13 protein-coding genes are annotated in these 13,313 nt (G+C 58.2%); 2 read left to right on the forward strand and 11 right to left on the reverse strand.

Annotated features, from left to right (window positions below):
* Positions 1–159: 159 nt before the first annotated feature.
* Both ATN84_RS19945 and ATN84_RS19950 read right to left on the reverse strand, forming a co-directional pair.
* Positions 160–891: a TylF/MycF/NovP-related O-methyltransferase gene (locus ATN84_RS19945; RefSeq protein WP_068883969.1), complete on the reverse strand. Its 732-nt coding sequence runs from the start codon at positions 889–891 to the stop codon at positions 160–162.
* 113 nt (positions 892–1,004) lie between these two features.
* A complete protein-coding gene (locus ATN84_RS19950) occupies positions 1,005–1,472 on the reverse strand; it encodes an Lrp/AsnC family transcriptional regulator (RefSeq protein ID WP_068883972.1) in 468 nt (155 codons plus the stop codon).
* Positions 1,473–1,591: 119 nt separating this feature from the next.
* Here ATN84_RS19950 and ATN84_RS19955 point away from each other — a divergent pair, with 119 nt between their 5' ends.
* Entirely contained in the window at positions 1,592–2,587 is a 996-nt protein-coding gene (locus ATN84_RS19955; protein ID WP_068883975.1) for a nucleoside recognition domain-containing protein, read from the forward strand.
* 72 nt (positions 2,588–2,659) lie between these two features.
* Here the strand turns inward: ATN84_RS19955 and ATN84_RS19960 are convergent, their stop codons facing one another.
* The 4 genes from ATN84_RS19960 to ATN84_RS19975 all read right to left on the reverse strand — a co-directional run bounded on the left by ATN84_RS19960 (position 2,660) and on the right by ATN84_RS19975 (position 8,007).
* Entirely contained in the window at positions 2,660–3,463 is an 804-nt protein-coding gene (locus ATN84_RS19960; RefSeq protein ID WP_068883976.1) for an inositol monophosphatase family protein, read from the reverse strand.
* A gap of 25 nt (positions 3,464–3,488) precedes the next feature.
* Positions 3,489–4,574 carry an ABC transporter ATP-binding protein gene (locus tag ATN84_RS19965; RefSeq protein WP_068883978.1) on the reverse strand — a complete coding sequence of 362 codons (1,086 nt, stop codon included), beginning with the start codon at positions 4,572–4,574 and terminating at the stop codon, positions 3,489–3,491.
* Complete coding sequence (locus tag ATN84_RS19970) at positions 4,571–6,799, reverse strand: ABC transporter permease (RefSeq protein WP_068884396.1); 2,229 nt, start codon at positions 6,797–6,799, stop codon at positions 4,571–4,573. Before ATN84_RS19970 ends, ATN84_RS19965 begins: the two co-directional genes overlap by 4 nt.
* Positions 6,800–6,978: 179 nt before the next feature.
* A complete protein-coding gene (locus ATN84_RS19975) occupies positions 6,979–8,007 on the reverse strand; it encodes an ABC transporter substrate-binding protein (protein WP_068883980.1) in 1,029 nt (342 codons plus the stop codon).
* 207 nt (positions 8,008–8,214) lie between these two features.
* On the opposite strand from ATN84_RS19975, the gene ATN84_RS19980 reads away from it, so the two are divergent.
* Entirely contained in the window at positions 8,215–9,231 is a 1,017-nt protein-coding gene (locus tag ATN84_RS19980) for a LacI family DNA-binding transcriptional regulator (protein ID WP_068883982.1), read from the forward strand.
* Positions 9,232–9,234: 3 nt separating this feature from the next.
* On the opposite strand, the gene derI is transcribed toward ATN84_RS19980, so the two are convergent.
* The 5 genes from derI to ATN84_RS20005 all read right to left on the reverse strand — a co-directional run bounded on the left by derI (position 9,235) and on the right by ATN84_RS20005 (position 13,288).
* Positions 9,235–9,696, reverse strand: a complete 462-nt coding sequence (gene derI, locus ATN84_RS19985; RefSeq protein ID WP_068883984.1) for a D-erythrulose-4-phosphate isomerase — start codon at positions 9,694–9,696, stop codon at positions 9,235–9,237.
* Positions 9,697–9,706: 10 nt separating this feature from the next.
* On the reverse strand, positions 9,707–10,477 hold the full coding sequence (locus ATN84_RS19990) for a triose-phosphate isomerase (RefSeq protein WP_068883986.1): 771 nt from the start codon (positions 10,475–10,477) through the stop codon (positions 9,707–9,709).
* Positions 10,474–11,250 (reverse strand): DeoR/GlpR family DNA-binding transcription regulator, encoded by a 777-nt coding sequence (locus ATN84_RS19995; RefSeq protein WP_068883988.1) that lies wholly within the window; start codon positions 11,248–11,250, stop codon positions 10,474–10,476. The genes ATN84_RS19990 and ATN84_RS19995 overlap by 4 nt, the downstream gene beginning before the upstream one ends.
* An 83-nt stretch (positions 11,251–11,333) precedes the next feature.
* Positions 11,334–12,311: a sugar-binding transcriptional regulator gene (locus tag ATN84_RS20000; protein ID WP_068883990.1), complete on the reverse strand. Its 978-nt coding sequence runs from the start codon at positions 12,309–12,311 to the stop codon at positions 11,334–11,336.
* Positions 12,312–12,352: 41 nt separating this feature from the next.
* Positions 12,353–13,288: a sugar phosphate isomerase/epimerase family protein gene (locus tag ATN84_RS20005; protein WP_068883992.1), complete on the reverse strand. Its 936-nt coding sequence runs from the start codon at positions 13,286–13,288 to the stop codon at positions 12,353–12,355.
* Between the last annotated feature and the right edge of the window lie 25 nt (positions 13,289–13,313).

Below are 13,313 nucleotides of genomic sequence, written 5' to 3' on the forward strand. Positions count from 1 at the left end.
TGCTGAACCACACCGGTCCGGCCACGAAGATCGCTCTTTCATAAGCCATCCGGAGGTCTCCTTCGCTTCACGGATTGAACTCCGCGAAACTCTATGTGAGCCTCCGGTACATACCTTGACCTGAATCAACGGATTGATCGGCGTGGTCACTCCCGGTGTTCAGGCATTCAATCCTGTCCGGCGGAGAATGACGTTGGTCCCGTCTTCGAATGCGAAATCGGGACGGACCTGCAGGAACTCGTCTGTCGCCGTTCGGCACCCTCCATAGTCGTGATAGTCATCGATCAGGATGATACCGCGCGGACTTATCCGGTCCGCCAGGCTGTTGAGGCAATAGGTGACCGGGTCATACCAGTCGCAGTCGATGTGAGCGAAGGCAACCTTCTCCAGCCCTGCCGCCGGGAGGGTATTCTCGAATAATCCTTCATGCAGGCTGACCATCGACCCATCGACGGCGAGGCCGTATTTCATGAAAGAACGGCAGACTTCATCATAGAGATTGTCGCGATAGCCATAATAGATATCGCCTCCAATTCCCTTTGACGCTCCACTGGCGATTGTCTTGTAGCGATCCGCTGCTTTCCGGCCGTCCTTCTCCGACTTGGGTGGAGGTATCATTCCGAAGACATCAAAGCCGTGAAATCGGCGTCCGCGCTGCCCTGCCTGTTCTGAAAGAATGATTGCGCTTCCGCCCAGCGCAATGCCGAATTCGGCGATATCGCCCGGCACGTTCTCTTTCAGAACGTCCTTAAGCGCTCTCTCGAGACGTCTCAGCTTCCAGGGTGAAAGATAGGTGAGACGATCCCGTCGCACCGACCGCGCCGTGGCGCTCAATCGCGAAGTTTCAAGCATGTGGCGCATACGCCAGACGACAGAACTCAGATAGGGCATGTTTCCTCCCAACAGCCCTCCGCGCCGTTATTTATCGATTGGGTGGGCCCGATATGCAACCAGTCAAGCCGGACAAACTGTTCACATTTGGCGCGTCTTGGTGCGGAACCTGGCTATCTCCATGCCTCCTGGAGCGGGATAGCGGTTATCTCCTTGGCGGTTCGCAGAACGAAGCTGGTATAGAAGCGCGCGACATTGCTCTGGTCCCGGAAAAGGCGCTCACACAACGCGTCGAACTCTTCCATATCCGCCAAGCGTAGCATGAGAATGGCATCGGTTTCACCGCTCACACTATAGGCCTGGATTATCGCCGGCTCCCTGGAGGCGAGATCGAGGAAGCGCCGCACGTGCTGTTCACCATGGCGCTCCAGCTCGACCATGACGATAGCTTTCATCCCCCTGCCGGCCTTGGCTGGATTGAGAAGCGCGACGATACGGCTGATGACACCGGTCGACTTGAGGCGCCTTATGCGGCGCAGGCAGCTTGAGGGAGAAAGCCCGACCTCCTCCGCCAGATCCGCATTGGTGCGCGACGCGTCCTCTTGCAACAGCTTGAGAAGATGTCTGTCGATCCGATCCATTCCGGTCCCCTGCTACTGCCTTCATTGCTTGCAATTTTATTGCACAGATGTGGAGATTTTGACCACAAATGCGAACTTTCTCACGCTACTTATCCAGCGTCAAACACGGAGAAATCGCGATGAGAAGGTACGTTGCGTTTTATCAAAAGACGCTGGAAACAATTGAAATCTATTGGGAATTGGTTCGCATTATCGTCCCCATCGCGATAATCACACAATTGCTGCAAGAGCTTGGCGTCATCCGGGCGATCTCTCCATATTTCGCGCCACTCATGACGCTGGTCGGGCTGCCGCCCGAACTCGCCCTTGCCTGGTTGACGGGATTGCTGGTGGGGATTTGGGGCGCCGTGGTGACCGTGTTCACGCTGGCGCCGGTTTCGACGCTCAGCACGGCTGACATGACCATTCTTTCAGCTCTTTTGCTGTTCGCGCATGCCATTCCGATCGAACAGCGCATCATTCAGAAGGCGGGACCCGGTTTCATCGTCACTGCGGCGCTTCGCATTGGCGGCGGTCTGCTCTTCGCCATTATTCTGCACCAGATATTTGCAGCGACCGGATGGTTGTCGGCACCGCTGAAGCCCGTGTGGATACCAATGAACGAGAGCGCTGGTTGGGGCGGCTTTTTTCTGAGCATGCTCAAAACCCTGGCAAGCATGTTCGTCATTCTGCTCGCGCTGAGCTGGTTGATGGAGCTTCTCAAGGTGTCGGGCATTCTGGGCTGGCTGAACAGAGGGCTTGCACCGCTGTTTCGCCTCGCCGGCATCCAGGCACAAGCCGTCCCCTTCACGGCAGTCGGTCTGTTTCTTGGAATTTCCTATGGTGGGGGGCTCCTGATCCGCGAGGCCCGCACGGCCAGCGTTGAGCCACGCCAGATCTTCCTCGCCTGCGTATTCATGGGCTTTGCCCACAGCGTCATAGAAGACACACTGCTCGTCGTCGCTCTCGGCGCGGATTTCACCAGCGTGTTTGTCGGTCGCATCATATTTGCCGTTTTGGCAACTGCGTTGATCGCCCGGGCCATTAAATCAGCTTCTGACAATGTGTTTTTCGATGCATTCTTCCACAGGCAAGAACGTCAGCTTGCCCGGTCGGAATCAGGCATTGGCGGTTGATGATCCGGTTCACGCGGGACGTCGGCAGCCAACGGAATCCGGGACTGCCGACGGGAAAAATCGTGTGTATCCTTAAACGAGCGCAGCGAGCTCTCTGAGATCGTCGATCGCGCCAGGACAGGCAGCCAGAACCGGGGCGCCTTTGGTCAGCCCCTCCCCCTCGGCCGGGAATGGATGGAACGATCCGCCTGCCTCCCGCACCAGACAATAGCCTGCGAGGCAATCCCAGGCATGCATATAGGGTTCGTAATAGCCGACCAGTCTTCCTGCAGCGACGTATGCCAGCATCAGCGCTCCCGAACCGTTGCGGATGAACGTGCCACGTGCGTTCAGCAGGTTGACGACCATCGCACCCACGACATCGGACTGGACATGATGATTTGCGCCAATTCCGGTTACGCCGTTGCGGATATTGCGGCTCCTGTCCAACTCCAGCTTCTTGCCGTTGAGCGTTGCCCCCTGGCCGAGCGCCGACGCATAGAGCTCCTCATTGCAAGGGGCATAGATGACGCCGATAACGGGCTGACTGTCATGGAGCACTGCGATCGAAACGCACCAGCACGGAATGCCATTGACGAACGGGCTGGTACCGTCGATCGGATCGATAGCCCAGGTGAAACCGGATGTGCCGGGAGCGAACCCATATTCCTCACCAAGCACCCCGTCGTCCGGGTGGGCGGCAGCAATGCCGGCCCGGATAAGCTGCTCCACTTCGCGGTCTGCTTTGGACACCACGTCCTGTGGATCGGCCTTCGTCTCCACAATCAAATTTTCCCGGATATTGAAATAGGTAAGCGCCAGGGCTCCAGCTTCGCGGGCAAGAGTTCTGGCCAGGGAAAATCGGGCATCGATGTCGAGGCCAGGGGAAAAAAGCATGAAAGGTTTCCTTCAAAGATGATAATCAGGCGTTGATCAGGGCGATGCCGCGGTTCTCAAAACCGATGCCGACCCGGGCCGCTGGCTCGAAGCAGCGCTCTGTCGCCGGATCCACGACGAACAGCGTTCCGATATCGGTCTCGACCTCGTATTCCACATGATCGCCGAGATAGGCGGCGTGCTTGATGCGGCCGGCAAAAGCAGCGTCATCGGCAAGTCCCAGCTTTATCGCGTTTGGGCGGACAGCAAGCTTGGCGGGGCCTGCGACCGCGTCACGGGCGGGTACGCGGTGGTCAAGGCGCCCGACACGGATCAGCGCGTCCCTCCCCTCGATTTTAAGTACCTCGCAGGCAACGACATTCGCCTCACCCATAAAATCGGCGATGAATGCGGAGGTTGGCATTTCATAGAGATCGCGCGGCGGCCCCTCCTGCTCGATACGTCCCTCGACCATGACGATGATGCGGTCGGAAACTGCCAGGGCCTCTTCCTGGTCATGGGTAACATAGACGGCTGTGAACCCCAGGCGCTGTTGCAATTCGCGGATCTCGGTGCGAACGCGTCGGCGCAATCGGGCATCAAGATTGGAAAGTGGCTCGTCGAGAAGCAGCACCTGCGGTTCGAGAACGAGCGCACGGGCAACGGCGACACGCTGCTGCTGGCCACCGGAAAGCTCGGCCGGCAGACGGTCCCCATATCCGGCGAGCCCCACCTGGGCCAATCCCTCCTCCGCCTTCTTGCGTGCCTCCCTGGCCTTCAGACCCGAGGATTCCAGCCCATAAGCGACATTCTCCAGAACGCTCATATGCGGAAAGAGCGCGTAGGACTGAAAGACCATGGAAACATCGCGCTCGTTGGCCGGAAGCATCGTTACGTCCTTGCCACCGATGAGAATGCGACCTGAAGTGGGATGCTCCAGTCCTGCAAGCATGCGAAGGGTTGTCGTCTTGCCGCAACCGGACGGCCCCAGCAATGTCACCAGCGTTCCTGGTTCGATGGTAAGCGACAAATCCGGAATGGCGGTGAAGGTACCAAAATTTTTGCGAACATGTTCAAACACAACGGCTCCGGCGCGATTGCCATCGCTGTTGCTTGTCGGTCGGGTAATCATGCTGGGTTCTCCTGAGAAATAGGTGTTGTCCGCACGGCAGCAGGTCCTGCAATGCGATTCTCACGTCTCAGCCTGCGTTCGCCGACGAGAAGCTGAAAACCGGCGATGATGACAACCATGACGACAATCAGCATGGAGGAATAGGCAATGGCGACGCCATATTCACCGTTCTCGACCAGGCCGACGATATAGGAGGTCGCCATATTATACTGCGCACTGACGAGGAAGATGACGGCACTGATCGAGGTGACCGCCCGCACGAAGGAATAGACCAGGGCGGCCGCGATCGCCGGCCGAAGCAATGGCAGGATGACTTTCCGGATGGTTCGGAAGCTGGAGGCGCGAAGCGTCAGTGACGCCTCGTCCAGGCTCTTGTCGAGCTGGCTCATTGCAGCCACACCGCTGCGCACCCCTACCGGCATGTTGCGGAAGACGAAGCAGGCGATAAGGATGAGCGCCGTGCCGGTCATCTCGATCGGCGGCAGGTTGAAGGCCATGATATAGCTGATGCCGATGACCGTGCCCGGTATGGCGAAGCTCATCATCAGCGCGAATTCGAACAGATTGCGGCCGACGAATTTCTGCCGGACGATCAGATAGGCCGTCAGCAATCCGACGGCGGCCGTCAGCGGTGCGGAAATCAGTGCGATTTCCATCGTTGTCCAGAACGAATTCCAGGCCACGCCTGTCCAAACGATCGCACCATTTTGAAACCCGACCGAAAAGGCGCGCTCGTAATGCGCGAATGTCAGCGAATTATCGAGCCCCCAGGTCTTCACGAAACCGCCGAAAAAGATCATGCCGTAGACGATGAGCGTGAATGAGATCCAGGGGATGACGATGGCGTGGACCCCGATTGAAAGTCCACGCGGCAAGGCGACATGGGCGCCGGCGTCACCCTTGCCCGTGACGGTGGCGAATCCCTTGCCGGCGAGCCAGAAGCGTTGCGCCAGAAATGCGGTGAGTGTGAAGCATAAGAGGACGATCGCCAGAACGGCGGCACGCGAGGGATCGTTCTGCGAGCCGACCACGGCGAAGAAGATCTCCGTCGACAGGACACCATGGCTGCCGCCAAGCACCAACGGATTGCCGAAATCAGCCATGCTTTCGATGAAGCCGATCAGGAATGCGTTGGCAAGGCCCGGCTTCATCAGGGGCAGCGATACATTCCAGAAGGTGCGCCAGCGACCAGCACGCAACGTCTGCGAAGCTTCTTCCATCGATGGACTCACACCCTCGACCACGCCGACCAGCACCAGGAAGGAAATCGGCGTGAACGACAAGACTTGCGCTATCCAGATGCCGGTCAATCCATAGAGCCACCGCCCCGGTTCAATGTCGAAAAGCTGTGACAGGGTTTGGGTGACCACCCCCGCACGGCCGAAGAGCAGGATCAACGCCAGACCGATGACAAATGGCGGCGTAATGATGGGCAGGACGGTCAAAAGTCGCAGCCCTTTTTTGAACGGAAAGCGAGTACGTGTCGCAACCAGGGCAAAGGCAAGCCCGAGCAGCGTGGAACCGCAGGCTGTCATGATTGCCAGCCAGAATGTACGCCATGCGATGCCACAACGTTCGCCGCCGCCGAGGCATGCAAGGCTCCAGATCGAGGGATCCTTGATGTTGCGAATAAATCCCGAGGGGTCGAATGAACCGTCGAAGCTCTGCAGCGAGCCTACGAACATGCTGCCGACCGGATAAAAGACAAATATGCCGACGAGAAGGACCAGCAGCGATATCGCCGCGGTGATGAAGGCGTCACCTTTCAGCACGCCTCGCTCCGCCAAGCCAAAGGCAAATAGCAGCGTGAAAGCCAGGGTCGCCAAACCCGCGCCGGCCCCCATGGAAGATTGGCCGGTGGTCAAGGGACCAAACAGCCTTTCAGTAAAGAGCCATGTCCAGCCACTGAACCCGATGGCAAGTCCCTGCAGAGCAAGGAAAATCAGGCCGGCCGCTCCTGAAAACACAAGCAAGTTCGCCCGTTTTTTTTCTTCTGTCAGGAAACATGCACCGCCCGCGAACGCAAACAGGGTAGCGATGGCGGAGAGCCACCAGCGGCCGTTCATCATCTCAACGACCATGGGTGCTTGATCTGCTCCGAAGGGAAAAGCGTCAAGCCAGCCAAAGCCATGGAAGCCGGCTTCGATCCTGTACCAGGGCACCAGAAAAAGTCCGGCAAGCGCTATTCCAAATACAATGGCAAGTCTGCGGTCACGACGGTTCACGATGCTGCTGTCCATATCAAGAGCAAGTCCGGGAAAGGCGGAGAGAGGCGATCCCGCACGGACTTGCGTGGAAACAACGGGTCGAACGGTCATTGACGCCTGGCGCCGCAGGAGCCGTTCTCACCGAAAAGGTGCCGCCTGCCACCGGTCGGGCGACCAGGCAGACGGCTTGGCAACGATCAATTGGCGTTTGCGCCAATCTCGCGGTCCCAGCGTTCGAGTAACTGCTTGCGCACCGTCGGATCGCCGTATTTCGTGAAATCGTAATCGATGAGCTTGATGTTCTCGAATTTCGGCGCTTCGGGCGGCACGGTGGCATTCCTGTTGGACGGCAACTGGAATGACTTCGCTTCCCGCATCAGAGACTGAGCTTCCCCCGATAGCGCCCAGTCATACCATTTCCTGGCATTCTCCAGATTGCGGGCACCCTTGATGATGGACATCGAACCGATTTCATATCCCGTGCCCTCGCAAGGGGCGACGATCTGGACCGGGAAACCCTCGACCTTCTGCGCGACGGCATCATGCAGAAAAACAATGCCGATAGCTGTCTCGCCGCGCGCCGCCGCCTTAACCGGGGCCGAACCGGATTTCGTATATTGCGAGACGTTGGCGTTGAGTTTCTTCAAATAATCAAACGCCTGGTCCTCGCCCATGATCTGGACCAGCGAGGCGAGCGCCGTATAGGCTGTTCCCGATGAGTTCGGATTGGCAATCTGAATCTCCCCTTTATAGGAAGAATCCAGCAAATCCGCCCAGCATTTTGGCTCTTTCAGCTCTTTTTTGGCGAAGATATCGGTGTTGTAGCCCCAGCCGAGCGCCCCGGCATAGACGCCGACCGTACGGAATCCGGCACTCTCCGCCTGCTTTCTCGCCCAATCGTGCAATTGATCCAGGAGCGGTGATTTATATTCCTGCGTCAATCCTTCGGAAGCCGCCTGCAGATGCGGATCACCGGTTCCCGCCCACCAGATATCGGTTTTCGGATTGCGCGCCTCGGCGCGAATCTTTGCATAGGTTTCACCCGAGGAAAGCCGGACCATATTGACCTGGATGCCCGTATTCTTCTCGAAATTGTCCTTCATCAACTCGCATATGACGACATCCGCACTGCAGATGAGATTGAGCGAGCCCGCTGCGAGAGCGGCTGAAGGGGACCATTGCAGGCTGGCGGCGAGGGCCGCCATGGCGATAAATATCGAGCGCATTATATTCCTCCCTATAAACGACACCTCCATGTCGACGCTATTGCAAGCGTGTGCAAAGATTTTCTCTTAAAATCATCAATGTCAAGACAGTCGCGAATTTTTTCAACATAACGCCAATAAAAGTGGAAAATAACCCATTGCACAGCGGTGCAACTATATGCAAATTGCTTGTGCAAAGAGCCAATCTTCCAACACCGTGTGCACAAGATGAAACTCCGCAACTCCTCTGTCAGCGCCCGAGAAGTAGCCGCGCGTGCGGGCGTATCGCGATCGGCCGTATCGCGTACATTCACGCCGGGAGCAAGCGTATCGGAAGAAACGCGGCGCAAGGTGCTGGAGGCGGCCGAGGCGCTCGGCTATCACGTCAATCAACTGGCGCGCGGCCTGACCAGACAGGAAAGCGGCATCGTTTGCCTGATCGGTTCGGATCTCGGCACGCCATATCGCGCCAACCTGATGAAGGCCCTGACCCAGCATCTCCAGAACGTCGGCAAGGTGGCCATGGTCATCAACACCGACCGGCTTGACGGCAGCGTTGATCTGGCGCTTCGCCAGGCGATACGATACCGGGCCGACGGTTCCATCATTCTTTCGGGCATGCCTGACAAGTCGATTACCCGGCTTTGCTTAAACAACGGCCAGCGGCTCGTTCTCATTAATCGGGACGATGAGCATGACGGTCCGCTCCATATCAATCTCGATGAAGCCGCGGCAATGGGCGCTGTTCTCATGGCCTTTCTTCGTGCTGGCTGCAGGCGCCTTGCGTTCGCCAATTCGGCAGCGGGAACGCCCAGCCTGATGGCCCGGGAAAAGGGCTTCATTGCCGCCGCCGCGACCATGGGACTGGACGTGATGACAGAGCGCCACGGCTTTACCTGTTATGATAGCGGACGGGTTCTGGCGCATCGGCTTTTGACGCGAAAGGAACGCCCGGACGCGGTCTTTTGTGTCACCGACCTGATCGCCTGCGGCTTTATGGACGCAGCGCGCCAGGAATTCGGTCTCCGCATTCCGGAAGATCTCTGTGTCGCAGGCTTCGACGACATAGAGCAGGCCGGCTGGTCTTCCTATGGTTTGACAACGTTTTCCCAGCCCATCGACGATATTGCGGCAAGGGCTGTGGCCTGGCTCGATCAGGGAGGAAGGAGCGATGCCCAGCCCCTTCCCTCTTTTATCCGCCTTCCCGCATCAATGGTCTGGCGTCAGTCGATCCGCAAGGGATAGAAGTCAGATCTTCCTTGCGCTGTACTTGCTATCGACCTCGTTGATGGCATTCACATTGCCCGCGGAACGACCGTTCTCGTCGAAGGTCTGGGCGAGATAGGCATCGGCAATCGCCTTGGCGAGTTCCGTGCCGACCACTCGCGCGCCCATGGTGATAATCTGCGCATTGTTGGAAAGGGCGGCGCGCTCGGCGGAATAGGTGTCATGGGTCAAGGCGGCCCGGATACCTGGGACCTTGTTCGCCGAAATGCAAACACCGATGCCGGTCCCGCAAACGAGGATGGCCCGGTCGTATTCTCCGGCCAAGACGGCGGATGCAACCCGGTCCGACAGATTTGCATAGAACGGATCGGGCCCGTCGGAGGTGCGGGAGATTTCCGCGACCTCGTGGCGATCCTTCAGGTAATCGGCAAGGATTTTGGCAAGTCCTTCACCTGCGCTGTCTCCGGCAATTGCAAGTTTCATGGATGTCTCCTCAGATTTTTGCGGCGCAACGCGCCAGGATGTCCAGATAGCCCTCGACCTGCCAGGCCGATCGACCGATGAAGAGCCCGTCGATATGCGGGCAAGAGATGAGTTCTTCGCAGTTTCCCGGATTCACGGAACCGCCATAGAGGCAGGGAACTCTCCGCCCCACGATCTCCTCGGCAATGGCAGCGATTTCGGCATGGCGGGCATCCGCATAATCGGCAGTAGCCGGAATGCCCTTTTCGCCGATAGCCCAAACGGGCTCATAGGCGAGGAGAATATCGGCATGCTTCTGCCCGCCCTCAAGACGAGACAAGGCACCGCGCACCTGGCGCGCCAATATTTCCGCCGCCCTGCCGCTTTCCCGGTCGTCAAGTGTCTCGCCGATGCAGATCAGGGGCACTAGCCCATGGCGGACGGCTGCTTCGGTCTTCAGCCCGACCGTTTCATCGGTTTCCCCGAAATATTCACGGCGTTCCGAATGACCGAGTTCCACGATATCAAGATTGCAATCCTTGAGCATCACGGGAGAGATCTCACCCGTCCATGCACCCTGGTCGGCCCAGTGCATATTCTGCGCGCCAACCTTGACGGAAGTGCCGTCCAAGGCCTCCTTTACCTGCCTCACCGCGGTGAAGGGCGGGACGACAAATCGCTGTATCCGTGGGTCCCGTTCGGAATCCGCTGCCTTCAGGCCGGCGGCAAACGCCAGCGCGTCAGCCAGCGTCTTGTTCATTTTCCAGCTGGTTCCGACCCAATAACGCCTTTCCTGGCTCAAACGTCTTCCTCCCGCATTGCGATCTTGATTGTTGTGCCGGCCCGAACGAGTTCGGCCAACGCTTCTTCCGGCAACGGCTTGTCCGATATGATGGTGCTGAACTCCGAAAGATCCCCCAGCACATGCAGGGCGGTATGACCAAAACGCCGGCTGTTGATCAAAAGGCACGTCTGTCTGCTGGATTTCATCATCGCGCGCTTCGTCCGAACGACGTCTTCATCCATGTGATAGGCATACCGGCCGGACGCTGCCGGCGCTGACACAAAGGCAATGTCCGCCCTCAATCGCGACAGGGCTTCTTCGGTCATGATCCCCAGATAGGCATTGAACTTCGGTGAATAGACCCCGCCCAGAGTAATCAGCCTGATGCCGCTCTCGCCTTTGACCCTCTCCATGATCGCTGCATTGTTCGTCACGATTGTCAGTGGCCGCCTTTCGAGAAGCATCTCGCCAAAGACGGCGGCCATGGATCCGTCGTTGACGATAACGGTCATCCCCGGCTCCACGAGATCGATCGCAACACGGCCGATCGCCTGCTTGACTTCGGCGTCCTGCATCTGCCGGAAGCGGAAATCGCTTTCAAACTGGGTGCCCGCGTCGATGGTCGCACCACCGCGAACCTTGCGAAGAACCCCCGCGGCCTCGAGATCATCGAGATCACGGTGAATGGTCATTTTCGAGACGGCAAAACGCTCGGCCAGGTCGTCGAGATCGACGGCCCGGTTCTCGACCAGAAGATTTATGATTTCCTGCCTGCGTTCTTCGCGTTTCATGAGCCAAATCCTGCCGACAAGAGGCACCGGGACATCATCGTACGCGCCAGAGATAACATTTAATTGTCACAGAGTCACATAATTTATGTGATTTCTTTCGATTTCTCGCGTGCATTCTCCTGTCGCCCCAACAATGCCTTCGCGGTCGCCTCATCCGTGATCAGGCCATGAAGTTTGTTGCTGTGAAGAACCGCGCTGATCGCCGCTGTTTTCATCGGTCCCCCTGCAATCGCCACCAGCCGGTCTTCGGCGGCATCGGACAACGGGGCGGCCAGGGTGCGCGCCGTCACGGAAGTTTGCAGGATCCGGCCTCTACTGTCGAAAAAATGCCCCAATAGCTCGCCGACCCCGCCTAGTGCGGCGATCTCCTCGACCTCCTGCCTTTCCAGCATCCCCGATTTGAAGAGATGCGCGTCGGCGTCCACGCTGCCGATACCAACGATCTTGAGATCGGCGCTGCTTGCCAGTTGAAAAATCTCCCGTACGCCCCGCTGGGCAAGGAAGACATCCCTGTCCTCCTCCGAATTGGCGAAGAACGGCACGGGCATGACATAGGCCTGCGTTCCAGTCTTCTCCGCCAACCGGTGCATGACGTCATGTGGATTGGCGGCATAGTTGCGAGTCAGACCGCCCAGGAGCGATACGAATGTCTTGCCGCTGGCTGATATCCGCGGCATCTGGCGCACCGCGGCGGACAGGGTCCGGCCATGTCCGAAACCAATGACCTTGCTTTCCCCGGTTTCGATCTCTCGCCTGAGAAAACGGCCGCCCACATGGCTAAGCGTCGTGAGGGCGAGGCCGTCGTCTCCATCGATTTCCGGTGCGACCTCGCAGTAGTTCAGGCCGAACCGCGTGCAAAGCTCCATTTCCAGATTGGCGCACTCGGCAATCTCGCCTTCAATGCTCACCTTGACCACGCCTTCCGCAACGGCACGCGCAATCAGCCGATGCGCCTTCACCGAAGGGATGCCGAGCCTTTTCGCCACCGCGGATTGGGTCAACCCGCCGACATAGTGCAGCCAGGCAGCTCTTACAGCCAGGGAGCTTTCATAAGCTGACATGGCGAATGCTTCTATCTCCACAATCTCGACCCGCCTGGGCCTCAGGCGATATGAATATCCGATGCGCCGGTATCGATGTAAGGCGCCCAAAATGCAATGCTCTCGGCAATCTGCGGAATGACCTGCCGGTCATTCGGCTCGCGTTCCTTGAATGACAGTTCGAGGCAGATTTCGTTGTCCACGGCCCGGCCCTCCTGAAGGGCTTTCAGCAGCGGCTCGGGCTGTATTCTGCCCTTGGCATTGAACTCGGCCGTGAAAGGACGATGCCCGCCCTTGTCCATCAGGCTTTGCTTGATGTGGATAATCGGCGAGACCGGCGGCACGGCGCGCGCCCACGCATAGGGGTCGTAGTCATCCGGATTGTCGGACGTGACGTCGCCATGATCGATATCCGCCATCATCCACATCGGAATTGCCATCTTCGTCGTGGCGATCCGGTCCTGCAACTCCATGCAGGCCTTGATCGTCTCGCCGAATTCGCGCCCGATGCTCATCGGCTCCCAGAAAACATAGCCGAGACCGGCCGTGCTGGCGTGCTCCGCGACCTCGGCCCAACAGTCGATCGCAATCTTGATGAGTTCCTCCCGGCGAACCGGATCATCGTAATCGCGATAGGTAAAAATCGCGAACTGCGTGCCCACGGACGTGCCACCGAGATCTCCGATGATGTCGGCGAATGTCTTGAACCAGTCGATATAGTAGCGTCGCACGTCCCGATCAGGGTGTCCGAAATGATTGAGGCGGCCATAGGGGCCGGTCATGCCCGACGTGACACGCACACCGGTGCGCTGCAAAGCCCTTTCCATCTGGCGGGACAGCCGGCTGATCGTTGACGCCTGCCAGCTCGGGTTGATGAACTCATGGGTCAGTTGCAGATCTCTGATCTTCAGATCCCGCGCCACCGTATCGATGAGATCGTCCGGATCCGCAAACCGGTTGACGAGTGGATTTGTGTTTAGCGACAGAGTGAGGGGCATGTCTTATCTCCGGGGATATTGATGC

The organism is Paramesorhizobium deserti (genome assembly GCF_001558695.1).
GTDB lineage: Bacteria > Pseudomonadota > Alphaproteobacteria > Rhizobiales > Rhizobiaceae > Paramesorhizobium > Paramesorhizobium deserti.

Excerpts from the sequence above, each read along its gene's own strand:
- ATN84_RS19945 (WP_068883969.1), bottom strand. The coding sequence starts at position 891 with ATGCCCTATCTGAGTTCTGTCGTCTGGCGTATGCGCCACATGCTTGAA.
- ATN84_RS19950 (WP_068883972.1), bottom strand. The coding sequence starts at position 1,472 with ATGGATCGGATCGACAGACATCTTCTCAAGCTGTTGCAAGAGGACGCG.
- ATN84_RS19955 (WP_068883975.1), top strand. The coding sequence starts at position 1,592 with ATGAGAAGGTACGTTGCGTTTTATCAAAAGACGCTGGAAACAATTGAA.
- ATN84_RS19960 (WP_068883976.1), bottom strand. The coding sequence starts at position 3,463 with ATGCTTTTTTCCCCTGGCCTCGACATCGATGCCCGATTTTCCCTGGCC.
- ATN84_RS19965 (WP_068883978.1), bottom strand. The coding sequence starts at position 4,574 with ATGATTACCCGACCGACAAGCAACAGCGATGGCAATCGCGCCGGAGCC.
- ATN84_RS19975 (WP_068883980.1), bottom strand. The coding sequence starts at position 8,007 with ATGCGCTCGATATTTATCGCCATGGCGGCCCTCGCCGCCAGCCTGCAA.
- ATN84_RS19980 (WP_068883982.1), top strand. The coding sequence starts at position 8,215 with ATGAAACTCCGCAACTCCTCTGTCAGCGCCCGAGAAGTAGCCGCGCGT.
- derI (WP_068883984.1), bottom strand. The coding sequence starts at position 9,696 with ATGAAACTTGCAATTGCCGGAGACAGCGCAGGTGAAGGACTTGCCAAA.
- ATN84_RS19995 (WP_068883988.1), bottom strand. The coding sequence starts at position 11,250 with ATGAAACGCGAAGAACGCAGGCAGGAAATCATAAATCTTCTGGTCGAG.
- ATN84_RS20000 (WP_068883990.1), bottom strand. The coding sequence starts at position 12,311 with ATGTCAGCTTATGAAAGCTCCCTGGCTGTAAGAGCTGCCTGGCTGCAC.
- ATN84_RS20005 (WP_068883992.1), bottom strand. The coding sequence starts at position 13,288 with ATGCCCCTCACTCTGTCGCTAAACACAAATCCACTCGTCAACCGGTTT.